This is a genomic window from Nitrospirota bacterium (genome assembly GCA_040752355.1).
Classification (GTDB): Bacteria; Nitrospirota; Thermodesulfovibrionia; order Thermodesulfovibrionales; family Dissulfurispiraceae; genus JBFMCP01.
Window position 1 is genome coordinate 48,291 of the sequence record JBFMHE010000007.1, and the last position, 24,380, is coordinate 72,670.

Sequence of the window (24,380 nt, forward strand, 5' to 3'; positions counted from 1 at the left end):
ATTTTATACTCCAAGATACGCCTTCCTCACATGCTCGTCGCCGAGGAGCGCTGTCCCCGTGCCCTCGAGCACGATCCTGCCGCTTTCGAGCACGTACGCCCGGTCCGCGACAGAGAGCGTCTGTTTCACATTCTGTTCGACGATAAGGACCGTCGTCCCTTCCTGACGGATCTTCGTTATGACATTGAAAATCTCTCTGACGAGGATCGGGGCGAGGCCGAGCGACGGCTCATCGAACATCAGGAGCTTCGGCTTCGACATCAGGCCTCGCCCCACGGCGAGCATCTGCTGCTCGCCCCCGCTCAGGGTGCCGGAGAGCTGCCGCCGCCGCTCCTTCAGCCGGGGAAAGAGCGCAAACACCATCTCCTTGCTCTTTTCCCGCTCCCTCCTCGCTGCGCCCTTCAGGGCTCCCATATCCAGGTTCTCCTCGACCGTCATCTCGACGAAGAGCCGCCGCGCTTCGGGGACATGGGCAATTCCCTGCTCGATGAGCCGGTAGGGCTCGACCACATGGATCGGCGCACCGTTGAACTCCACTGCGCCGCGCCGGGGCCGCAGGATGCCCGAGACGGTCTTCAGGATGGTCGACTTCCCGGCGCCGTTGGCGCCGACGAGGGCGACGATCTCTCCCTGCCGCACCCCGAACGAAACCTCCCAGACGACCTGTACATCGCCGTAAAAGACATCGATTCCCTGTATCTCAAGCATGCTGGGCCTCTCCAAGATACGCTTCGATAACGAGCGGGTTGTTGCCGATATCGTTCGGTGTTCCTTCGGCGATCTTCTCGCCGTAGTTGAGCACCACGATGCGGTCGGAAATGGACATGATGACCTTCATGTGGTGTTCGATGATCATGATCGTGATGCCCCGGGCCTTTATCTTCTTTATGATCTCGATCGACTCGTTCAGCTCCGAGGGGTTCAGCCCTGCGAAGGATTCATCGAGCAGCAGCATCTCGGGGTCTGTCGCCAGGGCCCGTGCGATTTCGAGCCGCTTTCTCTTGCCGAGGGGAAGCCCCCTCGAGATCACGTCCCGGTCGTCGTGGAGCCCGGTGAACCGCAGGGTCTCGACCGCCCGCTCCTCGGCCTGGGCCTTGGTCTTGACCCGCAGGAAGGAGGAGGCGATGACGTTGTCGAGCACCGTCATCCGCTGCAGGGGCTTGACCACCTGGAAAGTCCGCGCGATACCGCGCTTGCAGATCTGGTGGGGCTTCAGCCCCGAGATCGTTTCCCCTTTGAACAGGACCTCGCCCCGCGACGGCCTGTAGAAGCCGTCGATGACATTGAAGAGCGTCGTCTTGCCCGCTCCGTTGGGTCCGATGAGCCCCACGATCTCTCCTTTCTCTACGGAGAAGGAGACGCCGTTGATGGCAGCGAGGCCTCCGAAGAACATCGAGACTCCCTTGACGTCGAGCATGCTCATGACGAAGACCTCCCGAACCCGAGGAGCCTCTTCAATTTATCCACGTCAGCTCCGTTCCGTAATCCGAACATTTTTTTCAGTCTGCCGAAGTCACCGGTAATGCCGTTCGGCAGGAAGATGATGATCACGATAAGCAGCACGCCGAAGAGGGTGTGATGCGCTGCGCCCAGCTTCGGGATGGAGCGCACCACCTCGGCGAGCAGTATCATGATGACCGCGCCCACCGCCGGCCCCCAATAGGTGGCGACGCCGCCGACCATGACGACCATGATGGTGACGATCGAGATGTCGTGGAGCGCGAAGACGACCTTCGGGTCGATATACCCCATGTAGTTCGTATAGAAGGCGCCGGCGACGCCGGTGAGCACCGCGCTGAGGCAGAGGGCGATCGTCTTGTAAAAGGTCGTATTGATGCCCAGCGATTCGGCGGCGTCCTGGTCCTCGCGGATCGCGACGAAGTAGTAGCCGAGCTTGGACTCGATCACCTTCTTGACGAGGAAGAAGGTCAGCGCAGCGATGCCGAGTATGATGTAGTAATACTGGACCTTTCCGACCCAGGTCCTCTGCTGGAGCATGATACCCATGTCGCCCTGGGTGAGCCAGGTGAGGTTTTCGGCGGATACGCGCAGCACCTCGCCCATCGCGAGCGTGGCGAGGGCGAAGTAGGGTCCCCGCAGCCTGAGGACGATGAAGCCGATCACGAGAGAAAAGCCCGCGACGAAGACGATGCTGAACGGCAGCCCCCACCATGAGGACATACCGGCGTGGTGGTACAGAATCCCCGCGGTGTATGCGCCGAGACCGAAGAACGCCGCATGGCCGAAAGAGACCTGGCCGCAGTAGCCGCCGAGGAGGTTCCAGGACATGCCGATGACCGACCACATGATGAAGATGATCAGGATATGCATTATATAGGAGCTCAGCCCCAGCAGGGGGGTGAGCCCGAGCAGCCCGAGTATGATGAGCGGCAGAGAGCGCTTCATTTTCCCACCCTCCTCTTTCGCAGGAGGGATGCCACCCCGCCGGGCAGGAAGATGAGGGCCGCCACGAAGATGACGAATCTCCCTACCGGCGCCCATCCCATCCCGACATAGGTGGCGGTCATGGATTCGAAGATGCCGAGGATCACGCCGCCGATGATCGCCCCCACCGTCGAGCCGAGCCCGCCGAGGATGGTGATGACGAAGGCGATGAGCGTAAACTGCCCGCCGAGAGCGGGATAGAGGTAATAGATCGGGATGAAGAGGCAGCCCGCTGCGCCGACGAGCCCAGCGCCGATGCCGAAGCTCAGCATACGCATTCTATTCACATTCACGCCCATGAGCAGCGCGGCATGAAGGTCCTGCGCCGTCGCCCTCACCGACTTGCCGGTGTCGGTCTTCGTCAGAAAGAACCAGAGCACCGCCGTGATGACGAGGGCGATGAGAAAGGATACCGCCCATGCGAAGGAGAGGGAGAGCTCGATGGGAGCGTCTTTCCAGTAGTCGGTGAGATACCAGGCCTGCGAGGCGTACTCGACCGAGACCGAGCGGTAGTCGGACTTGAAGAGGAGCGTCGCCAGGTTCGAGAGGACCATGCCGATGCCGACCGTGAGGATGACCTGGTTCTCGGGCAGGATCGAGTCGACCTTGAGCACCGGCGTGATCAGGAACTTCTGGAGGAGAACGCCGATGACGAAGAGCACCGGCGCCGCAATGAACACGCTCACGTAGGGATCGATCTGCAGGAGCGTGAAGAGCCAGTAGGCAATGAACATGGCGACCATCATCAGCTCGCCGTGGGCGAGGTTGATGATCTTCATCACGCCCATGATCAGGGTCATGCCGATGCCGATCAGCGCATAGAGGCCCCCGAGCAGCAGCCCGGCGATGAGTGTCTGCAAAAGAACTTCCACCTGCGGCGCTGTCATTGCCGCGCCCTCCTTGTACGGCCCGCCTTCCCCCGCCTCGCAGCGGGGGAGGGCAGCCGAAGATTCAGTTGTTCATCTATTACGGGGTTCACCGCTACCTTCTCTCTCTCCATTTCGGGATGGGGAATATATACTTCTGCGTCGCGTAGGCGGCGGGCCAGATCGTCTCGTGCTCGCCCTTGATCACCTGGCGCACATAGGTATCGGTGAAATTCTGGTTCTGGAAACCTTCCTTATCGGCAAACTGCACGGGGCCGAAGGCGGTCTCCATCTTCGTCGCCTTCAGGGCCGCCCTGATCTCGTCGGGCGTAAGATTCTTCGCTCTTTCGAGCGCGTCCTTCACCACATAGACCGTCGCATAGGCCGATGCGCCGTGATAGGAGGGGAAGTCGCCGTACTTGCTCTTGAACTTCGCGGCATACTCCCTGGCGCCCTTGAACGTGAGCTGCGGCGTCCAGAGCGTCGCCGTCACGACGTATTCAGCGGCATCCTTCGCATTATCGACGAACTCGGGGATGTCGAAGCCCGCCGCGCCGCCGGCGAAGAGCCTCGCGTCGACCCTGAGCTCCTTGATCTGGCGCATGAGCAGCGCCGCATCCATGACGTAGGACACCATGAAGATGACATCCGGGTTCGCGGCCTTCACCTTCGAAAGGATCGGCCTGAAATCGACCGCGCCCTTTTCGTACTTCTCGTTGACCAGGACTCTGATGCCCGCCCTTTCGGCATTCTTCACCATATCCTTGGCGCTGGAGCTCCCGAAGTCTGAGCTCTCGTAGATGATCGCCATAGTCGCCGGCTTGACGACCTCTTTGAAGTAGGACATGAGCCCGTCGGAATAGTGCGCGTTGGGCGGGTTCATGCGGAAGACATACTTGTACTTCTGCTGGGTGATCTCATCGGCGGCGCTCGCCACCACCACGTACGGGGTCTTGCGCTCTTCGGCGACCGCGGCGACCGCCTTGGCGCAGGCCGACGTATATTCGCCGATGATGATGGGCTGCTTCTTCACGTCGATCAGCTTCTCGACGATCGCCCTGGCGATCTCGGGCTTTGCCGAGGAGTCCTCGAACTCCAGCGCCAGCTTCCTGCCTCTGACGCCGCCCTTTGCGTTGATCTCCTCGGCAGCCATTTCGTACGACCGCTTCATCATCTCACCGAACTTCGCCTGTCCGCCGGTGAGGGGAAGGGGAATTGCCAGCCGCAGCGGCTCCGCAGCGAAGACCTCTGCTGCAAAGAGCACCGCCATAACCATCACGAGCACCGATAAGTGTCTTAAACGCTCCATCCTCTCCTCCTCTTCACAAAGTGTTTATCCCTGCTCGCCTGCCCGCCGTCCTATCCCAGCTTCTTCTTTACGGCAAGCCTCTTCAGCTTCGCTATATGCCCGGTGATGTCGATCTCTTTCGGGCAGACCTCGACACAATTGAATACGGAATGGCACCGCCACAGGCCATGCAGCCGCGTGACGCTCTCGAGCCGTTCGTCCACCGCCCTGTCCCTCGTATCGAAAATGAACCGGTACGCCTTCAGGAGCGCCGAGGGGCCGAGATACTCCTTGTCGGCCCAGAAGCTCGGGCAGGAGGAGGTGCAGGAGCCGCACATGATGCACGTGATAGACTGGAGGATCTTCTGCTGGTCCTCGGGGCTCTGCAGCCGCTCGCGCTCGGGCGGCGTCTCCTTATTGATGAGATACGGCGCCACCTCCTGGTTCTTTGCGAAGAAGGGCTCCATATCGACAACGAGGTCCTTGATGACCGGAAGCGCCGGAAGGGGCTCGAGCACGATGGTCGAGTCTCCCGCGAGAGGAACGTCCTTGATGAGCGTCTGGCAGGCGAGGCCGTTCCTGCCGTTGATCTTCATGGCGCAGGAGCCGCAGACGCCGTGGGCGCAGGAGCGGCGGAAGGTCAGGCTGCCGTCCGATTCATCCTTTATTGTGATCAATCCATCAAGCACCCGCTGCGCGGGATCCATCTCGAGGCGGAATTCGTCCCACCGCGGCGCAGTGTCCTTTTCCGGATCGAACCTTCTTATTCTGAAGATATACTGTTCCGTCACATCAGACTCCACGCACCAAGTCCCAAACTCCAAACTCCAAACAAAATCCAAATTCCAAATCTTAAATTCCAGCAAAGACACTTCTTCTTTGTGTTTGGAGTTTTGCGTTTGTTCGGAATTTGGAGTTTGGAGTTTGGAATTTGCCTCATCAGTACTTCCTCTCGACCGGCTGGAACCGGGTTACGGTCACGGGCTTGAACCTGAAGTCGATGCCCCGTTCAGTCTTGAAGGCAAAGGTATGCTTGAGCCAGGCGTTGTCATCCCGTCCGGGATAGTCCTCGCGGGAGTGCGCGCCCCTGCTCTCTTCCCGCTGCAGGGCCGAGCCGGCGATCGCCTCTCCCAGGTTGATGAGGTGCCCGAGCTCGATCGCTTCGAGCAGCTCGGTGTTGAAGGTCTTGCCCTTATCCTTGATGCCCAGCCTTCCGGCCCGCTCTCTATACGGCCGGAGCTCCTGTATGAGATCGGCAAGGTCGGCCTCATTCCTGTAGACCGAGCACTTGTCCATCATCAAGGCCTGGAATGCGCTCCTCACCGCTCCTGCCTGCTCGCCATTCTTCCTGTTCAGGAGCGCATCGATGCCGTCTTTTACCGTATCGACCTCGCCTGCGGCGATTGTTCCCTTGTCTGCCTGTTTGATAAAGCTGCCGATCGCCATTCCCGCCCGCCGCCCGAACACCACGGTATCGAGCAGGGAGTTGCAGCCGAGCCTGTTGGCGCCGTGCACCGAGACGCAGGCGCATTCACCGGCAGCGTAGAGACCTTCCACCACTGCGCCTTTTTCGTCCTTGAGCACCCTGCCGTCCACGTCGGTCGGGACGCCGCCCATGGCATAGTGCGCTGTCGGGAGCACGGGGATCGGTTTTTCGCCCGGATCGATGCCCATATAGATCTTGCAGAAGGTCGAGATCTCGGGCAGCCGCTCTTCGATGATCTTTCTGTCCACATGCCTGAGGTCGAGATGGACGTAGTCCCTGCCGCCGATCCCCCTGCCCTCGCGGATCTCGGTCATGATCGCCCGCGAGACCATATCGCGGGGAGCGAGGTCCTTGATCGTCGGCGCATAGCGCTCCATGAACCGTTCGCCCTTGTCATTGAGCAGGATGCCGCCCTCGCCCCGCGCCCCCTCGGTGATCAGTATGCCGAGGCCGTACAGTCCCGTCGGATGGAACTGGAAGAACTCCATATCCTCGAGCGGGATTCCTCTGTTGAAGAGGATGCTCAGACAATCGCCGGTGCTCGCGATGGCATTGGAGGTGGTCTTGAAAATCCTCCCGTAGCCGCCTGAAGCGACGAGGGTCGCCCTGGCAATAAAGACATGAAGCTCGCCGGTCTTGAGATGGAGGGCTATCGCCCCCGAGCACCGTCCGTTTTCGATGACGATATCGAGGACCTGGAATTCGGGGAAGAAGGTGACGCCCTGCAATTCGCTCTGCTCATAGAGCGCGAAGAGGATGGCATGGCCCGTCCTGTCGGCAGAGTAGCATGCCCTGCGCACCGGGGCAGCGCCGAACTCCCTGGTGTGGCCGCCGAACCGCCGCTGGGCGATCTTGCCTTCAGGCGTCCGGGAAAAGGGGACGCCGAGATGCTCGAGCTCGACGATGGTACGGATAGCGTCCTCGCACATGACCTGAATGACATCCTGGTCGCCGAGAAAGTCGCTGCCCTTGGTGGTATCGTAGAAATGCCATTCAGGGGAGTCGGGCTCCTCGTTGCCGAGGGCTGCGCCGATGCCTCCCTGGGCTGCGCCTGAATGGGAACGGGTAGGGTATAATTTGGTTATGACCGCCACCGAGCCGTGCCGGGAGGCCTCGATGGCTGCCCTCAGACCGGCGAGTCCTGCACCTATGACGAGCGTGTCAAAATCGTGGGTCATAACCCCTCTTCTGCGTTCCCCCCGCCATACAAAAGCGTAAGCAGGTACATAATTACACATTTCAACCGAAAAAATCCATATTGACTAACCGGGAGAGGGAAAACTATAATGCCTGAAACTGTTTGTAATCATTTGTTAATTATATAACCGATTGAATTAGGTCGTTTATTGGCAGCAAAATGGCAATAAGCTTCGCAAAGGGGGTCCCCATGCCACATGTCCCGAGTCCGAGTTACAGCCTTACCATAAGAGCGGAGATAGAAAACCGTATCGGCATGTTCGCGCAGATCGCCACCACCATAGGCAATGCAGGAGGAGACCTCGGCTCTATCGATATCGTAAGGGTGGAGAAAGGCAAGATCGTCAGGGACATCACGGTCAATGCCCGCGACGAGGAGCACGAGAAGAAGATCGTACGCGCAATCAGGAATATCGACGGGGTGAAGGTCCTCCGCGTCATGGACCGCACCTTCACCGCCCACGAAGGGGGCAAGATCGAGGTGCGCGCCAGGATCCCGGTGCGGGACAGGAACGACCTCTCGAAAGTCTACACCCCGGGCGTTGCTCGGGTCTGCAGGGACATCCACGAAAACCCCGAGCACGTCTATCGCTATACGATAAAAGGAAACTCGGTCGCCGTCATCACCGACGGCACCGCAGTGCTCGGCCTCGGCGACATCGGTCCTGAGGCGGCAATGCCGGTGATGGAAGGCAAGGCGATGATCTTCAAGGAGTTCGCCGGCATCGACGCCTTCCCTATCGCCCTCAAGACGAAGGACACCGAGGAGATCATCTCGATCGTCAAGAACATCTCGACGCCCTTCGGCGGGGTCAACCTCGAAGACATCTCCGCGCCCCGCTGCTTCGAGATCGAGACACGGCTCAGGAAGCTCTGCGATATCCCGATCATCCACGACGACCAGCACGGCACCGCTGTCGTCGTTCTCGCTGCGCTCATCAATGTTGCGAGATTGATAAAGAGGGACATAAAAAAATTCAGGATCGTCATCTCCGGCGCCGGCGCAGCGGGCATGGCGAACGCCCTGATGCTTGCGAAATACGGAATCAGGGATATCGTCGTCTGCGACCGAGCGGGCGCTCTTTACGAAGGAAGGAAGGCGGACATGAATCCGTATAAGAAGGCCCTCGCGAAGATGACGAACCCGAGAAAGCTCAAAGGCAGCGTTGCCGATGCCCTGAAGGGCGCGGATGTCTTCCTCGGCCTCTCGGTCCCCAACGTCATTGCTCCCGACGACATACGGAAAATGGCGAAGGAGCCGATCGTCTTCGCCCTCGCCAACCCCGAGCCCGAGGTATCTCCCGAGGAAGCGCTGCCCCTCGTGCGGGTGCTCGCAACAGGCCGCTCCGACTATCCGAACCAGATAAACAATATGCTCAGCTACCCGGGCATCTTCAGGGGCCTGCTCGATGTGAAGGCGAAAGGCGTGAACGAAGAAATCAAGTTCGCCGCAGCCCAGGCGATCGCCCACATGGTGAAGGACGACGAGCTGCACGAGGACTACATCATCCCGAGCATCTTCGACCGCAAGGTAATCCCCGCCGTCGCCCATGCCGTTGCCGAGACGGCAAAGAGGACAGGCCTGGCGCGGCATTAAACCTTACTCCATAGAAAATCAAACGCCCGGAAGAGACGATGCTCTTTCGGGCGTTTCGATTGACGCGTTCACCCTGCTGTTTCTCGGGAGTAGGTTTAAAGAGTTTTACGACTTGCCGGTAGAACTTCGCACCATGGAGGGTATTGTCATTCCCTTCACTCTTCCTTCTTTAAAAGGCGCAAGGTTTCTTCATAGATGCGCTCTCGCGGGCCGCATCAAGCCACCCACGGCTGGCGCCCGGCGCTGCTATCGGGGAGGACGGGAGGGACGCATTGCCGGCTGATTTCGAGGGGATTGATGCCATATCACCAACGGAGGCGCCGCACGTATATCTTGGTCAGCACCCCGACAGCGTCCCCCCTTATAGTTACGACGCCCTCCTGCTCTGCAAGGCATCGTTCACCGCGCTCCTGACCTCCTCTATACGGAAAGGTTTCCCGATGAATCTGAACACGTTATACCCCGATGCTTTCTCGAGAATATCGCGGCGCACATGCGATGAAATGACGATTACCGGGATGTCCAGTCCTTCCTCCCGTACTCTCCTTAAGAGCTCCAGGCCCTCGGCATCGGGGAGGCTCCAATCGGTAATGATCACGTCGTACGTGTGGTTCGCAACCTTGTGCAGCGCCTCGTGCATCGCAAACGCCGTGCACACGGCATGCTGCTCACTGCGCTCGAAAGCCCGCTTCAAAGCAACGCACACCAGCTCCTCATCATCAACAACCAGAAGTTTTACCGTATCGCCGTCCACAACGCGCTCATCCTGATCCTTATGCGTATAGCCATCTCAAGCTGAGACATGATACGCATTTGCTCGCTCCTGATGCAAGGGCTCTCCCCTCTCTTATCGGGGAAAATCACGATTTGGTGAGAGGCGTCACATAGTCCACCGTACTGCCCGCCTTTTCCCGCCTCCCCCTCTTCAGAAATCTTCCCAGCGTCTCCCATGCCGCCGGGTTCGCGCAATGAAGAGGGTCGCCGGTGAAGATACCGACCCCCGGATACTCCGAGTAGTAGTTCCAGAAGGTCCAGTGCAGGCCCTCGCGCTCCATGATTTCCAAAAAATCGGTGAGGTAGTTGACAATACTCTCGAGTGAAGGGTTGGCATGGGCGGTGAATTCTCCCACAAAGAGCGGCGCCTTATGCCGGGTCTTGAAGTCGAGGGCATAGGCGAGCTGCCGCTCTATCTCTTGCCGGTCGATACGGGCGACCACCTCCCGCTCATGCCACGCCAGAACGATTCGCATATCGTCGTCGGCCCCTTCGGCGCGATACCACGCCGCAAGCTCGTAGGAGCCGCGCTTCACCGGCATAGGGCTGCTCCGGGCAGCGGCGCTGCCTGCGCACCGGTAAAAGGAGAGCGCATATGCGCCCGTGCGGGCCGGTCCGCGCTCCACAGAAATGCAGGAGCCCTGCAGGGTCCAGTGAAAGCCGGGGTAGTCTATCTCGAACGAACCGTTCGCCACCAGGGGCGCAGGCAGCTCTGCAGGCACGCCGTTGACGAGGAGCTCCACGTCATCGACCAGGACCGTTCCGCTGCCGCCCGGGGACTCGATGCTCACCACAACGATGTCCGCTCCTTCGGGGGGCGTGGCCGTGAGGCGGAGCTGCCGCCACTCGCCGCGTTCCCTCTCGCTCCTGCCGGGAGGGAGCGGTGAGGAGCGGGCCTCGCCTATTTTCTTCCCTGCACTGACCATCTCGCCGGGGTAGCGGGAGACGGGCCGGTCGGTGGTGGTGATATAGAAAGCGAAACGGGGCGGATAGAAGAAGTGGATGCTATAGAGGATATTCGGGTCGTCGAGACCGACAAGCTCCTTGCGCCACCCCTCGAGTATGGCCTCTTCGACGATGAGCATATGTCTTTTGTCGAGCCTGCGGATGCGCTCGGCAGCCGTACCGATAATGCGCCGGTAGTCCTCGGCAGAGGGAGGTGTACCCTCGTTCAGGAGATCGTAGCCCGCGACGACAGTCCGCCCGGCATACCTCCGCGCGATCTCCTCCCAGAGGGCGTAGAAGCGCTCCTGATATGCCTCCGAGCTCCAAAAGGAGGCCCTCCCTTCCCGGTGAACGACGAAGTCATGGGTATTCTGCATGCCCGGCGCAAGATGCATATCGAGAATCGCATAAAGCCCGTGGCGTTCACACCAGCCGAGGACCCTGTCGAGGAGCGCGAAGCTGCGCGCGTCGTAGCTGAAAGGCGCCGGCTCGAACTGCCGGTAGTCGAGGACGAGGCGGAGGCAGTTCGCTCCTGCCGCCGCCATCTTCCTTATATCGTTTTCACCGAGAACGCTCCAGGAGGGGGCGAAGTGCTTCAGCTCCACGTTGAAACCGCGCAGCATCACCGCCGCCCCACCGGCATCGACCACCCGTCCGCCCTCGATGCGCAGAAACCCTCCAGCCGCTTGCGCTAGCCCGGGGGCTGGAGGAAAGAGGAGCAGAACGATGCAGAGAAGTATGGAAATGAGGGACACATCCCCCATTTCCTGACGTGGCGCATTGATGGCACGATTAGAAAATGTTCCCATGTGCTCATAAATCCCTTTGCCGCCTTTCGTATGACGGGCAATATGGCCCAGTTGGCCCGTATATGGCCCCTTTCCCTTTGACCCCTTTATGGCCCTTCGTATCGAGTTTGTCGGGTTTATGTCGGGTTTACCCATTGCCATTTTCATGTCGGGTTTATGTCCAGTTTAAGGATTTCCTGAACTCAGGTCCCCTTCTTATACTTTCTCGATTTCCTCTTAGTAGGTTTTGCCCCATCTACTTTTTTCAATGGTATATTTGGCGCGTTTATGGCACGATTGGCAGTTGAATCCCCTGTTGTCTGATGAGCCCTTTGAGCCCTTTGTGAGCCCTTTTCATTCGGGATAGTTGATGAGCCCTTTGAGCCCTTTATGAGCCCTTTACGAGAGATGATGTAGTACGTACCCTTGCCGGTAGTTCCAATTTTACTCAACACGCCTTTCCTGACCATGTCTTCCAAATCCCTCGATGCGGTCGGTTTCGAGACGTCAAAGGCTTTTTGATAATCAAGGTTGCTCAGACGGCCGCTCGTCTTGGCAAGAATTACTGCGTGTTTTTGCCTAACATTAAGTCCAAGCGATTCGATAACCTTATCGGTCAGCCAGTCGCGCCAGACTGTGCTGGTAAACTCTCCGCCTCGCTGCACGAAATCAGGCTCAGCCAGTGCATGGGCAAGGCTCTCCCGGATCATCATAAGAGTGCCGGTGCCGTATTTCTCGATATAGCGGGCGAGAAAGAGAGCCTCGCAGATACGGGGATTTCGGGCTATGGAGCCGTGGGGCTGCCGAAGACTTTCCGGGGTGAGCGGCGGCGTCAGCGTACCGGGGTTCCATACTTCCACGCGGTCGGCAAAGACGGAAACCTGTACTGCTCCAGCCGAGACATAGTCGCGGTGAGCAATGGCGTTGACGATGGCCTCGCGGATCACATCGTGTGGTATTTCATAACGGACAGGGGCCTGAGTACTTTCAGCCCGCGTACCAACACTGCGATTGAGCTTCGACATGACAAAGTCCACTGCCATATCCACTTGCTCAAAGAGCGCGCCCTTGAAGATACGATAAAACGGTACGGGCCGCTGAATCTCAGTACCGTGGAAGTGCATACAGCGTACCTCAGAGGGCGGAAGAAAGCGCTGGGGGTCCCGGCCAAAAAGGAGTATGGCGGCGTTGGTCGGCTGATCACCACAGAGAAGATGCAGGTGCGCAAGCACTTCAGCCACGGGCGTCTTGACCGGCAGCGGAAACTGGCGCTCAAGCCTGGCCAGGCGCACAAACTCCTCAACAGCATGAGCGTCCACATCGCTGAGGGCAGCATCCTGACACGGTCTATCTTCGAAGTGTCGGGCCTGAATGATGCCGCACACCTCAAGATAATCCACAAGGCTTGAATAGAGAGCCGTAGTCAATTCGGTAATACCGGCAGATGAGCTGTTTGCCGGCTTTTGCGATCAGCACGCGCATCTTTGGATGACGATCCGCATCATGCGCGCCCTTAACGAAAACAAGCCGAACCTTGCCCTGAGCAGAAGCAAGGTCAAATTCGCGCTCTGTAGGAGAAATACCCTCGGCATCCTCTGATCCATACTCGTTTCCGAAAAGGCCGACGTACACATCGCAGTGTTCGACTTCCTCAAGGTACACGTCGTCTGCCTTCCGATCACTGGCGGGGAGGTCTTCAAACAGGAACACATCGAAATAGCGCCTGAGCAGAGCGTCGCCTTGAACAAACTCCTTCAAGGCCCGCCTTTCCTGCTGCATTTCCTTCTGAACGCTGCTTATGAAAATATTCTTATGACTGGCAGTCTGCTTCTTCATTGGTCCCTTTTCCCGTACAGCGCTTTATCCTCTTTCACCTGCATCGGCTGTTTCATGGCATTTATGGAGAGTGCGCCGATGAGCATTTGACCTTCTTTATTCAGATAACTCTCTGTCATTGAGTTTACCCATTTATATTTGAATATCATACAAGATTACCTGAGATAAATCATATTCCGTTGAGCGAATCACTAAGAAACAGCTCCAAAAAGTTCCTTGGCTGATCGCTCTCAAATTTCAGGAGTCTTACTGCAGTAAAATCGTAGTAGAACGTAGCGAAAAGGGCAGAAAATACGGGGAAAAGCAGCAAAGGCCGGAATGATAAAATCTGCCGTTATTCTCCTCACGATGAACAGCGGTGCGACGCTCTAGCGCTGCGGCGCTGCTCCCCGCTTCTGCGCCTTACTGGAGTTTTTTGAGATTCTTGAGCTGGGCCTTTGCAGTGCCGAGGGCATTCTTCACTTCGGCGTTGCCGGGGTCGAAGGCGAGGACCTTTTCCCATACGGCGATCGCTGCGTCGAGCTTGCCCTCGCGGTACTTCACCAGTCCGTTCTTGGTGAGGATCCGTGCACAGGTCCTGATCCTGCCCTTCAGGTAGTCCATGCCGAAAGAAAGCTCTCCCGCAAAACCGGCGGTATGAAAGTCGCCCTTCAGGAGCGCCGCATAGAGCGCGCCTGCCGCCTGATAGCGCTGGGTGGCGAAGACAGCATCCGCCTCTTTCCGCGTCTGCTCGACGGCCCTGATATAAGCGCTCCGCAGGGGAGCGTTTTCGGGGTGCTCCTTATAGGCGCCGTGGAGCAGCTCCAGGGCCTTCTGGTGGTTGGCGGAGGAGATCGAGCGCTGGGCAAGCGCAACGGTCTTCTGCACATCAGGCGGGTCGTCTGCAGCCGGCCCCTTGCGCATGGCGGAGCAGGAGAGCATCGACAGCGATACTGCCACGCCGAGCACGGCAGCAGCCCGGGACCGACGCCTAGTCATACAGCCCCCTGACAGCCAAGGGCTGCTCGAAGGGCGCCTCTATGGCATCAATTACACGCAGAAAGATCCTGACGAGCTCGGGATCGAACTGCTTGCCTGCCTGGAGGGCGATCTCCTCGACGGCATACTCCTTCGAGAAGCGGTTCCGGTAGGGCCTGGTGGAGGTCATGGCATCGAAGGCGTCGGCGACGGCTATGAGCGCGGCGGAACGGGGAATCTCCTTTCCTCTGAGCCGGTCGGGATATCCCGAGCCGCTGTACCACTCGTGATGGTGCCTGACCGCGGGTATATACTTGTGAAGCGACGGCGCCCTGCTCAGGATATCGACCCCGTCCTCGGGATGGCGCAGCATCTCGCGGTACTCTTCTTCACTGTGCTCGCCCTTCTTGAGGAGGATATCGTCGGGAGTTTTCAGCTTTCCGATATCGTGGAGGAGCGCGGCGATCTCGAGGTCTTCGAGCTCCTCCTGCTGCAGCCCGAGAGCGGCCCCCATCTTCACGGCGAGCCTCGCGACCCGCGTCGAATGCCCGTGCGTATAGGGATCGCGGGCATCGATCGCCGCTGCGAGCACCTTTATGGTCGACACGTACGCTTCTTCGAGGTCCTCCGCATACGCGCCGAGCCGCGCCTTCTGCTCGGTAATGAGCGCCGCCATCTCGTTGAAATTCTCGGTGAGCCTGCCGAGCTCATCCTGTGAGTACACCCTGAGCGGTTTTGCCCCTGCGCCCGTTTTAAGCTCCTCTACGCCGGAGGCGAGCTCCTTGATAGGCCGGGTAATGAACGACGAAAGAAAGAAGATGCCGATCACGCCGAGCAGCAGCGCCGCAGCCAGGCCCGCCGCAATCTTTTGATGCACATCCGCCCGCGTCTGGCGAAGGGCGGACTTATCGATACAGGTGACAACGGCGCCGATCTGCTTCCCGTTGAAGGCAACGGGGGTGACGACATCGAGGAGACTTTCGGACGAGCCGCTCACCCCGTAGACCAGCGTCCCGTCCCCCTCTCTCCTCATAACCGGCCCGCGGTTCGGCGCTGTGTAAACCTGTCCCCGCTTCTCGAGGGAGCTGTGGGCGACGATCCGCTGGTCCCGTCCGACCACAGCCACGTACGCGATATCGGGATTCGTCATCTTCACTCTCGAAACAATATGATCGACACCGAGCAGGTCCCGGGAAAGCATGCTGTAGGCGGCGAGCGCCGCGGTGCTCCTGTTCAGGGATACCGCTCTTTTGAGGAGCTCGTTTTCTATGTGCCGGTTCATACGCTGTACCGTGATGAACGAAAAGACCAGCGTCGTAAGCGCCAGCAGCGTTACAATCAGCAGCGAGAACTTGAACCGTATGTTTCCTGCGACCATGGTCCCCTTGCACCCCCTTCAGAAATAAGCGGTGCCGATCAACTTCAAACACAATAGTGTACCATGTTCCTCCGGTAAAGAGGAGGGGCAAATTACCCGTTGAGAGGAAAATGACAGGGGGGGAGATACGCGGGCGGAGGCGCCCGGCACGGCCCCGGGCAAGCGGGTGCGCGTCAGCGCTGCTTTGTCCCGAACACGAGGGTCCAGTACGTCCTGAGGCTGCTGCTCCTTGCCGAGGCGGCTCCCGCCTCTCTGAATTCGGGGCTCATGATATTCCTGCAGTGGCGCTCGCTCTCGAGCCACATGCGGACCGTCTCTTCCGGGGTCTTCGGCCCCTGCCCGACGTTTTCGCCGACAGCCGACCACCGATAGCCGAGTTGGGCGACCCGGTCGCCGGCAGACCTGCCGTCCGGCCCCTTGTGCCCGAGAAAGCCGTGCTTCGCCATGCTGCGCGAGTGCTCGAGAGCCGCACGGGCGAGCCTCTCGTCCCACCGGAGCGGCGGCGCCGGCCGGTACTGCACAGCCCCGCACTTCCGCCCCTTGCTTCGGGCGTCGTTGACCAACTCCACGACGCGCTGTTCAACGGCATCAGGCCTCGGCAGGGTCTTTACTCCACCTCCTGTGGCATCGCCCCCGACAGTGCCGCAGCCAGGGACCAAGGCGAGCATCATGACCACCCAGAAAGCGGGAATAAGGGTACGCACGCCACCGGACATATGCACCTCCTCCTTCTGCAGTCCTCGCTCCTTCATATTGTAAAGGATTTCAGCTCAGCTGAAAAGTGCTGACCGATATGATAAAATTTGTTCAACAAACCGCACACCCGGAGAGGACAATGACCGCACCTGCTGCAAGAGCTGCAGCCACGAGAGAGTGGGGGCACTATAAGACCATCGAGCTCTTCTTTCCTGTTTCGGATTTCCGCGCCTATGTTGTCGTCGATAATGTCGCACTCGGCCCGGCTATCGGGGGCGTGAGGGTCGCCCCTGATGTGACCCTCGACGAGGTAAAACGCCTCGCCAGGACCATGACCCTGAAGAACTCCATTGCCGGCCTCCCCCACGGAGGCGCGAAAGCGGGCATTATAATGGACCCCCGGAGCCCCCGGAAGGAGCACTGCTTCAGAATCTTCGCCCGGGCCATCGAGGATCTGCGCGAATATATTCCCGGCCCCGACCTGGGGAGCAACGAGGCGTGCATGGCATGGATCCATGACGAGACCGGAAGGGCATCGGGGCTTCCCGAGGAGATCGGCGGTCTCCCCCTCGACCGGCTCGGCGCCACGGGGTTCGGCCTCGCCGCCTGCGCGGAGGTAGCCTGTATCCACCTCAGGATGAATCTCAACGGCGCGAAGGTCGCTATAGAGGGCTTCGGCAGCGTGGGCAGGATGGCGGCACGGTTCCTTTCCGAGCGGGGGGCCGTCATTGTCGCTGTCAGCGATACCAAAGGAACGGTAGCCGATCCCTTCGGTATCGACATCACGAGGCTCATGGAGGTCAAGGACGCGACCGGGAGCGTCGTCAGCTACAAGCCCGCTGCGGTCAAAGAAGTGAATGCGCTGTTTGCGGAACAGTGCGACATCCTCATCCCCGCAGCCCGGCCCGATGTGATCAACAGCAGCAATGTCGACCTTATCAAGGCGAAGCTGATCCTGCAGGGTGCCAATATCCCGGCGACGAGGGAGGCGGAAGATATCCTCCATAAGCGCGGGACTCTCTCGGTACCCGACTTCATCGCCAATGCAGGCGGCGTCATCATGGCAGCCATGGAATATGCAGGGAAGACGGAGCAGGAGGCCTTCGCCGCCATCGCGGAACGCATAAAAAAGAATACCCGGCTCATCCTCGAAAGGGCCTCGCGCGAGAATGTCCCTCCCCGCGATGCGGCAGAGGCCATTGCAGGAGAACGGGTGCGGACAGCCATGGCCTACCGCAGGATCTCATAGAGGGGCGGCGCTCATGCGCCGTGAAGCATGCTCTTGATCGTGCGCATGAGCAGTTTCGTATCCAGGGGCTTCGGCATGAAGTGCAGCCCTTCTTCGCATATGCCGCGAGACGTGAGCATATCCTGCGGGTAACCGCTTACGAAGATCGCCTTGACCGCAGGATTAATCGCCCTGAGGCGCTCGTAGGCCTCTTTCCCGCTCTGCCGGGGCATGACGATATCGAAGATGACCATAACGATGCGTCCCCCCTGCTCCTCGTATTTCCTGACGGCATCCACGCCGTTCGCTGCCGTCATGACGGTGTAGCCGCATCCCTCGAGCGTCTCCTTCAGGAATTCCCGTACGGTTTCGTCGTCTTCGGCGACGAGAATGGTCTCGTCTCCCCTGACGTCCGTCTCGTCTCCCGCTGCCTCGACAGCGCACCCCGCTCCCTCACCGTCGCCCTCTGTCGCGGGCAGGCTTATTCTGAAGGTGGTCCCCCTTCCCTTCTCGCTGCTGATGGCGACCGCTCCGCCGTGCTGGTTGACGATACCGTACACCATGGCGAGCCCGAGACCGGTCCCCTTATCCTTTCCTTTCGTGGTGAAGAAGGGCTCGAAAACGTGCGGCAGATCCGCCCGGTCTATGCCGACGCCGGTATCGCTTATTGAAAGCACCATATACCGGCCGGTACGCACCCCGTGCTTCATCGCGAAATCGTCATCGATCGTTTCCGCTGCGGTCGCTATCGCCAGGACGCCTCCGGTGGGCATCGCGTCACGCGCATTGGTGATCAGGTTCATCAGCACCTGCTCGATCTGGTGGGGGTCGGCAAAGACGGGGAACTCCTCTTCCGAGTAGGAAATGGCAAGCTCGATGTCCTCGCCGATAAGGCTCTTGAAAAGGCCGGCAATCTCTTTTATTACCTGGTTGAGACTGATGACAGCGGGCTTCATGATCTGTTTGCGGCTGAAGGCCAGGAGGCTCGAGGTGAGCCGCTGCGCCCGCTCCGAAGCGTTCAGCACATGCCGGACATACCGGCCCGTCTTTTCATCACTGTTCCCGAGCATCCCGCTCAGGAGGGAAGCGTACCCGGTGATCGCTGTCAGGAGGTTGTTGAAGTCGTGGGCGATGCCCCCGGCGAGGAGGCCGAGCGACTCCATCTTCTGCGACTGCACCAGCTGCTCCTCGAGCCGCTTGCTGTCGGAGACGTCCCGATTGCTGACGCTCCTGCCCAAAAAGACGCCGTCCGCATAGATCGGGGCACAGACGTGCGAGAGCCACTTCACCTGTCCGTCCTTGGTTATGATGCGGAACTCGATCTCCTCATGCTCCGCTGCATGGAAGTCGTCCATATGCGCCCGGTAAACACCCCCGTCGTCGGGATGAACGATGTCGCAGAGGAGCGCGGGGTTGCCGATGAACTCCTCCTGGGTGTAGCCGGTAATGCGCTCGCAGGATGGGGACATGTAGACGATCTCCCGGTTCCCCTTGATCCAGTACTCCCAGTCGGTCGAGAATTCGGAGAGGGTCCTGAACTTCCATTCGCTCTCCGCGATCTTTCTCTGTGTCTTATGAATACTGCCCGAAAACCTGAGGATGCCGACCACCCCTGCAACGAGCAGGAGCAGGTGCGTAACGAGGACCGTCTTGCGCGTCCGTGCAAGCCCCTCGTAGTACGGCTGCATCGGCACCGCGATGCTCATCCCCCCGCGGATATCGCCGACCTTGTATCCCTGGTACCCGTGGCACTTCAGACAGCCCTCGACCGTCAGGTAGGGCCTCATGATCCTCATGTAGGGATGGTCGTTGATCGTGGTGATCTCGCTCACCTCATCCCTGCCCTGCTCGAACGCGGTAATCCCCTTCTGCTCCCACGCATCGGCCATGTTTTCGGGGTTGAGGGGACTTTTGCTGACCGTCCGGTTTATCGCCGGATGGGGCGACTGCTTCAGCAGGAGATCATACGCCTGCGTGGTCATCCGGAAGGGGTTGATCAAGGTGAGCCTGGCGCCGCTCGTAGTAACGATATCCCTGCTGACGTCGGCAATATAGGGGTTGGGCCGGTTTATATCACTGACCGGGGCATAGATACCGCCGAGCATGGTGTTCCACCGGCGGTAGGCAATATTATGTTCAAAAATCGTCCGCGCCTCGACACGAGCCCTTTCTATCGCCTCTTCCCTTATCTGGTAGATGTTCCACACGGCAGACACGGCCACCAGTGCTGTCCATACGCCGATAAGGCAGAGAGAGTATTTCTGGGGAAGTCCGGTCAGACTGTTTTTGAAATTCATGTCCCTAGCCGGCCCGCCCGAGTATGCTCCTGACCTTTTTCATCATCGGCCCGATCTCGAAAGGCTTTGAAATGAACTCCAGTCCCCCCTCGTAGACTCCTCTCGACGTGAGGATGTCCTGGGTATAGCCGCTCATGAAGAGCACTTTGACCGCCGGGTCGCTCGCTCTCATATGGTCGAAGACCTCTTTTCCGTTCCGGCCCGGCATAACGACATCGAGGATGACCATATCGATGCGATCCTTCTGCTCGTCATAAAGCCTGATCGCTTCGACGCCGTCCGCTGCGCATAGGACGCTATAGCCGAATCCCTGGAGGACGTCTTTAAAAAATTCACGCACCGCTTCTTCGTCTTCGGCTATCAGGATCGTCTCGGTGCCCCTGAGATCGGCTTCGGGCTCCGTCTTCTTCGCCACCGCGCTCCCCCTGCCGCCCTCCCCTTCGTATACGGGGAGATACACCTTGAAGGTCGTCCCCCATCCCTCTTCACTGTACACGCCGACAAAGCCGCCGTGCTGCTGCACGATCCCGTATACCATGGAAAGGCCGAGCCCGGTCCCCTTGTCTTTTTCCTTGGTAGTGAAGAAAGGCTCAAAGACATAGGGGATATCTTCCTTCCGGATACCCTTCCCCGTGTCGGTCACCGAAAGCACCACGTAATTCCCGGGCTTTACCCCGTGCATGCCTGCCACGGCGCCGCCGATGAACCCCGGGGCGGAAAGTTCGATAACGAGCTTTCCGCCGCCGGGCATGGCATCGCGGGCATTGGTGGCGAGATTCATCACCACCTGCTCGATCTGGTGGGGGTCGGCAAAGACGGGAGCGGTCTCCGGGCAGTTCAATATGAGCTCGACATCCTCGCCCAGTATTCGCTTCAGCAGGCCGGAGAGGTTCTGCAGCACGCCATCGAGGGCCACGACCGAAGGCTTCATGATCTGTTTGCGGCTGAAGGCCAGAAGGCTCGAGGTGAGCCGCTGCGCCCGCTCCGAGGCGCCGAGCACATGCTGAATATAGTGCCGTGTCTTCTCATCTCCCGCAGCAGGCGTCTGCTGCAGCATGGAGGCATAGCCGATGATCGCCGTCAGGAGGTTGTTGAAGTCGTGGGCGATGCCCCCGGCGAGGAGGCCGAGCGACTCCATCTTCTGCGACTGCGCCAGCTGCTCCTCGAGCCGCTTCCTGTCGGAGATGTCCCTGTTGCTGACGCGCCTGCCCAGGAAGCGGTCGTCAGCATAGATCGGGCCGCAGACATGCGACAGCCACTTCACCTGCCCGTCCTTCGTTATGATGCGGAACTCCATTTCTTCGTGCAGCGGTCCGGCAAAACTGTTCATATGCGCTTCACACATTACCCGGTCTTCCGGATGGACGATATCGCAGAGGAGGCGGTCATTCCGCATGAACTCCTCCTGGGTGTAGCCGGTAATGCGCTCGCAGGACGCGGACATGAAGATGATCTCCTTGTTCTCGCCGATCCAGTACTCCCAGTCGTAGGCGAACTCCGAGAGAGTCCTGAATTTCCACTCGCTCTCGGCGATTTCCTTCTGCTGCTTCTGCATGCGTTCATAGCCGTCGCGGAGCGCCTCGCTCATGGAGTTGAAGTGCTGCGCCAGCTCGCCGAACTCGGTCTTGTCCTGATAGGGTATGGTATGTCCCAGGTTGCCGGCCGTGATCATCCTTGTCGCGTTCACCAGCTCTCCCACGGGGCGCGTCACCTGCCTGATGAGATACCAGGAAACCGCCAGGGCAAAGGCCAGCGCGAGCAGGAGGGTGGCGAAGAGGATGACCCTCGCCTCATTGATCCGCACCAGCGCATTGCTCGTCATGGTATTGAGCCGCTGGTTTGCCGTGACCGTCATCCCGTACGCCGTGCCGATCAGCCGGTTGCCGATCGCCGCGGCATCCTGCTTGAGCTGCTCTATGTACTGCGTATCGGCTGCCGACGTGATGTAGTAGCTCAGCGTCCGCTTGTACTCGACTACCGCCTGCTGCAGCTCGGAGATGCGCAGGGCCACCTCGGCCTTGTGGTGGCAGGAGTTGCATCTGTTCACCGCTGCGTCAAGGGTAGACACATTCTGAACCGTGGCATCGAGATGCCGCCCCAGAGGGGTCTGATACGTATACAGGTCCGCCTGAACGGTCTGGATGTAGATCACCAGGTTCTGCCTGAGGTGCTCCACCTGGTAGAGCTCGACCAGGCGGTTGAGGGTATTGGTCGTGTTCGTTATATAGAACAGCGCCGCCGCCGCGCCTGCGGAGAAGAGAACGAACACGCCGAGGAGCGACAGAATGATCCTTTTTTTCATTTGTTGAGGTACTGATAGTTCTTCATATCGATACCCGCCTTCTCCGCAATATCGAAGACCGGTTTATAGTCTTCCCGTGCAGCGGGAACAAACCGCAGGGCGCTGAACTGGGCAAGCACGGCCCTGCCCTCGGGATCCTCGTTCATGCCGAGGAGCGCCTCCCTGAGCAGCCTCTTGGTCTCGGCATCCATATCCTTCCGCACGCAGAGGCCGTTCGACGGGACCGCCGGCGACGTGGCCACTATGCGCAAATCCCTCGTTATTCTCGGGTCGCTGCGCGCCAGCATGTCGAAGATGGAGTGTTTGGCGCAGCCGACATCGGCCTTCCGGTCGAGCACCGCGTAAATGGCCGCATCATGGCTCCCCGCAAAGTAGTGCCTCCTGAAGTAGCTATTGATATCGGCAATGCCGTGCTGCCGCAAAAAGGCGATCGGGTAGACATAGCCAGCGGTAGTCGCCCTCTCCACAAAGACGATGGTCCTGCCCCGCATATTGTCGACGGTCTTTATGCCGCTGTCCTTTCGGACGAAAATATAGCCGCGGTAGGTCGCCGGGCCATCGAGGTTCGCCGGGCGGGCCAGCGGCTCAACGCCGAGCTTCTGGATGGCCAGGGCGCCGGTAAAGCTCCCGAAGAAAGCACCGTCCATCCGTTCGGAGGTAAACCGGTCGATAATATTACCGTACCGGGACAGCATGGTGAACTTCACCTTTATTCCTGTTTTTTTCTCGAGGTACTCACCGAGAGGGGTGAACCGCTCGACTTGCTTGAAGACATTCTGTTCAGGGATAAGACCGATGGTAAGCGTTTTTGCATGGGAGAGACCTGGAAGCGCCGAGAGAATGAGCGCCAGGATTACAGCTGTTATCATATGCATAGACACCTCGCCGGGAAACTTTGCAAGAATCGTGCCGCATTGCGCCCCTGCTGCCGGTCACAAGACCTGCACATAACTATACTTGTTATTTGTCCTTCAGTTCAAGGGCAATTCAAGGGTTCAGCCCTTTTCATCTATTATCGTCCGTTTTCTTTATATTTTTATATAGAGCCTTGTCGCGGCTAAGGGGTATGCCGGCTCCTGCGCAGAAGGCGAAGAAGGTTGCGCAGCGCTCCTCACCGCATCGGCGGTCTCCCTTGCGAGGATTTTCGTCTATTTATTCAATGATAAAAGAGATGATCGCCTCGAAGGGGGCCTGCTGCCTTTATGGAGGCCCTCGCAGGGAAGCGGGTCTTCAGGAATGGTTCACTCAGGACGTTCAGATTCTACGCCGCCGCTGCTATCGTCGTGCTCCGCGTGCTCCTGGCCATCGGCATCCTCCGGGGGAGATTCTTCCGGGAGGGACTCATCCCTATCATCAGGAGCATAGCTGCCCTCGGGAGGGGTCTCGCCATCCCAACCGCTGTCCTGCACCGGCGCTTCCGCGTGCACCGCGACCGGCACTGACCCCACCGCCTCCTCAGCGGACTCCCCCGCACTCCGGGCCACAGCTTCGTGCTGGACAGACTCCTGTGCGTCATATGCCTCTCCGGCCTGTTCCGCTTCCGCAGGCGACACGGACGGCTCATCGGTCTGCTGCATGATCCAGATCGTGCCGAAGTCCCGGTCCTGGTATCCTCTCACCAGCTTGAGCCGCAAAAGCTCGAGCAGGGCGAGGAAGGTGACGATGATCTGGACCTTGGTCCTGTCCTCCGCGAAGAGCTCGTCGAAACGGATCGTCTGCTCCGTCTCCATCCGCTCCAGGATCAGGGCGATCTTGTCCTTGACCGTCAGGGTCTCCTTCGTGATCCTGATCGCCTCGGGAGGGGCCTTCTTGATGATCTTCTGGAGCGCGCCGAGGAGGTCGAAGATATTCAGATCGAAGAGATAGAGCTCCTCCTCGTTCTTGAGCTCCTTCTCGTCCAGGGGGGGGCGGGAAAAGACATTCGTCCAGACCTCCTCGCGCTCCCGCAGAGGGCCCGAGGCCTCTTTGAAGGCCTGGTACTCGAGGAGCTTCTGCACGAGCCCGGCCCGCGGGTCCTCCTGGTCGTCAGGGGCGATGGTCTCGTCCGGCGGCAGCAGCATGCGGGACTTGATATAGATGAGCGTCGCCGCCATCACGAGGAACTCGGAGGCGATCTCGAGGTTCAGCTCCTTCATTATTTCGAGGTATTCGAGGTACTGGCCCGTGATCTGGGAGATGGGGATATCGTAAATGTCGATCTTGTTCTGCTTGATGAGATGGAGAAGGAGATCGAGAGGGCCTTCGAATACAGGGACCTTTACACTATATGCGTTCGTTGCGTCCATCGTGTTCACAGCGTT

The 24,380-nt window shown here is 59.3% G+C and carries 20 protein-coding genes; 2 read left to right on the forward strand and 18 right to left on the reverse strand.

Annotated features, from left to right (window positions below):
- Window positions 1-3: 3 nt before the first annotated feature.
- The 7 genes from AB1805_06685 to sdhA form a co-directional block, all read right to left on the reverse strand.
- Window positions 4-708 carry an ABC transporter ATP-binding protein gene (locus AB1805_06685; protein MEW5745103.1) on the reverse strand — a complete coding sequence of 235 codons (705 nt, stop codon included), beginning with the start codon at window positions 706-708 and terminating at the stop codon, window positions 4-6.
- Window positions 701-1,423 carry an ABC transporter ATP-binding protein gene (locus AB1805_06690; protein ID MEW5745104.1) on the reverse strand — a complete coding sequence of 241 codons (723 nt, stop codon included), beginning with the start codon at window positions 1,421-1,423 and terminating at the stop codon, window positions 701-703. Before AB1805_06690 ends, AB1805_06685 begins: the two co-directional genes overlap by 8 nt.
- Entirely contained in the window at window positions 1,420-2,406 is a 987-nt protein-coding gene (locus AB1805_06695; GenBank protein ID MEW5745105.1) for a branched-chain amino acid ABC transporter permease, read from the reverse strand. Before AB1805_06695 ends, AB1805_06690 begins: the two co-directional genes overlap by 4 nt.
- A complete protein-coding gene (locus tag AB1805_06700; GenBank protein ID MEW5745106.1) occupies window positions 2,403-3,332 on the reverse strand; it encodes a branched-chain amino acid ABC transporter permease in 930 nt (309 codons plus the stop codon). Before AB1805_06700 ends, AB1805_06695 begins: the two co-directional genes overlap by 4 nt.
- A gap of 94 nt (window positions 3,333-3,426) precedes the next feature.
- A complete protein-coding gene (locus AB1805_06705; protein MEW5745107.1) occupies window positions 3,427-4,620 on the reverse strand; it encodes an ABC transporter substrate-binding protein in 1,194 nt (397 codons plus the stop codon).
- Between the two features lie 50 nt (window positions 4,621-4,670).
- Window positions 4,671-5,390 (reverse strand): succinate dehydrogenase iron-sulfur subunit, encoded by a 720-nt coding sequence (locus AB1805_06710; protein MEW5745108.1) that lies wholly within the window; start codon window positions 5,388-5,390, stop codon window positions 4,671-4,673.
- Window positions 5,391-5,538: 148 nt separating this feature from the next.
- Window positions 5,539-7,263 (reverse strand): succinate dehydrogenase flavoprotein subunit, encoded by a 1,725-nt coding sequence (gene sdhA, locus AB1805_06715; protein ID MEW5745109.1) that lies wholly within the window; start codon window positions 7,261-7,263, stop codon window positions 5,539-5,541.
- A gap of 209 nt (window positions 7,264-7,472) precedes the next feature.
- Here sdhA and AB1805_06720 point away from each other — a divergent pair, with 209 nt between their 5' ends.
- On the forward strand, window positions 7,473-8,879 hold the full coding sequence (locus AB1805_06720) for an NAD-dependent malic enzyme (GenBank protein MEW5745110.1): 1,407 nt from the start codon (window positions 7,473-7,475) through the stop codon (window positions 8,877-8,879).
- 367 nt (window positions 8,880-9,246) lie between these two features.
- Here AB1805_06720 and AB1805_06725 read toward each other — a convergent pair whose 3' ends face one another.
- From AB1805_06725 to AB1805_06755, 7 genes are all read right to left on the reverse strand, one after another.
- Entirely contained in the window at window positions 9,247-9,633 is a 387-nt protein-coding gene (locus AB1805_06725; protein ID MEW5745111.1) for a response regulator, read from the reverse strand.
- A 106-nt stretch (window positions 9,634-9,739) separates the two neighbouring features.
- Entirely contained in the window at window positions 9,740-11,248 is a 1,509-nt protein-coding gene (locus tag AB1805_06730; protein MEW5745112.1) for a cellulase family glycosylhydrolase, read from the reverse strand.
- Window positions 11,249-11,589: 341 nt separating this feature from the next.
- Window positions 11,590-12,705 (reverse strand): ATP-binding protein, encoded by a 1,116-nt coding sequence (locus AB1805_06735; protein MEW5745113.1) that lies wholly within the window; start codon window positions 12,703-12,705, stop codon window positions 11,590-11,592.
- A 67-nt stretch (window positions 12,706-12,772) separates the two neighbouring features.
- A complete protein-coding gene (locus AB1805_06740) occupies window positions 12,773-13,222 on the reverse strand; it encodes a DUF4062 domain-containing protein (protein ID MEW5745114.1) in 450 nt (149 codons plus the stop codon).
- Between the two features lie 402 nt (window positions 13,223-13,624).
- Entirely contained in the window at window positions 13,625-14,200 is a 576-nt protein-coding gene (locus AB1805_06745; protein ID MEW5745115.1) for a tetratricopeptide repeat protein, read from the reverse strand.
- Window positions 14,193-15,557 carry an HD domain-containing phosphohydrolase gene (locus AB1805_06750; GenBank protein MEW5745116.1) on the reverse strand — a complete coding sequence of 455 codons (1,365 nt, stop codon included), beginning with the start codon at window positions 15,555-15,557 and terminating at the stop codon, window positions 14,193-14,195. Before AB1805_06750 ends, AB1805_06745 begins: the two co-directional genes overlap by 8 nt.
- 173 nt (window positions 15,558-15,730) lie before the next feature.
- Complete coding sequence (locus AB1805_06755; GenBank protein MEW5745117.1) at window positions 15,731-16,273, reverse strand: CAP domain-containing protein; 543 nt, start codon at window positions 16,271-16,273, stop codon at window positions 15,731-15,733.
- Between the two features lie 119 nt (window positions 16,274-16,392).
- Between AB1805_06755 and AB1805_06760 the strand changes: the two genes are divergently transcribed.
- Window positions 16,393-17,502, forward strand: coding sequence for a Glu/Leu/Phe/Val dehydrogenase (locus tag AB1805_06760; GenBank protein ID MEW5745118.1), 1,110 nt, complete (start codon window positions 16,393-16,395; stop codon window positions 17,500-17,502).
- 11 nt (window positions 17,503-17,513) lie between these two features.
- Here AB1805_06760 and AB1805_06765 read toward each other — a convergent pair whose 3' ends face one another.
- The 4 genes from AB1805_06765 to AB1805_06780 all read right to left on the reverse strand — a co-directional run bounded on the left by AB1805_06765 (window position 17,514) and on the right by AB1805_06780 (window position 24,365).
- Complete coding sequence (locus AB1805_06765; GenBank protein MEW5745119.1) at window positions 17,514-19,778, reverse strand: ATP-binding protein; 2,265 nt, start codon at window positions 19,776-19,778, stop codon at window positions 17,514-17,516.
- 4 nt (window positions 19,779-19,782) lie between these two features.
- On the reverse strand, window positions 19,783-22,080 hold the full coding sequence (locus AB1805_06770) for an ATP-binding protein (GenBank protein ID MEW5745120.1): 2,298 nt from the start codon (window positions 22,078-22,080) through the stop codon (window positions 19,783-19,785).
- Complete coding sequence (locus tag AB1805_06775; protein MEW5745121.1) at window positions 22,077-22,949, reverse strand: phosphate/phosphite/phosphonate ABC transporter substrate-binding protein; 873 nt, start codon at window positions 22,947-22,949, stop codon at window positions 22,077-22,079. Before AB1805_06775 ends, AB1805_06770 begins: the two co-directional genes overlap by 4 nt.
- A 372-nt stretch (window positions 22,950-23,321) precedes the next feature.
- Window positions 23,322-24,365 (reverse strand): segregation/condensation protein A, encoded by a 1,044-nt coding sequence (locus AB1805_06780; protein MEW5745122.1) that lies wholly within the window; start codon window positions 24,363-24,365, stop codon window positions 23,322-23,324.
- Window positions 24,366-24,380: the final 15 nt, after the last annotated feature.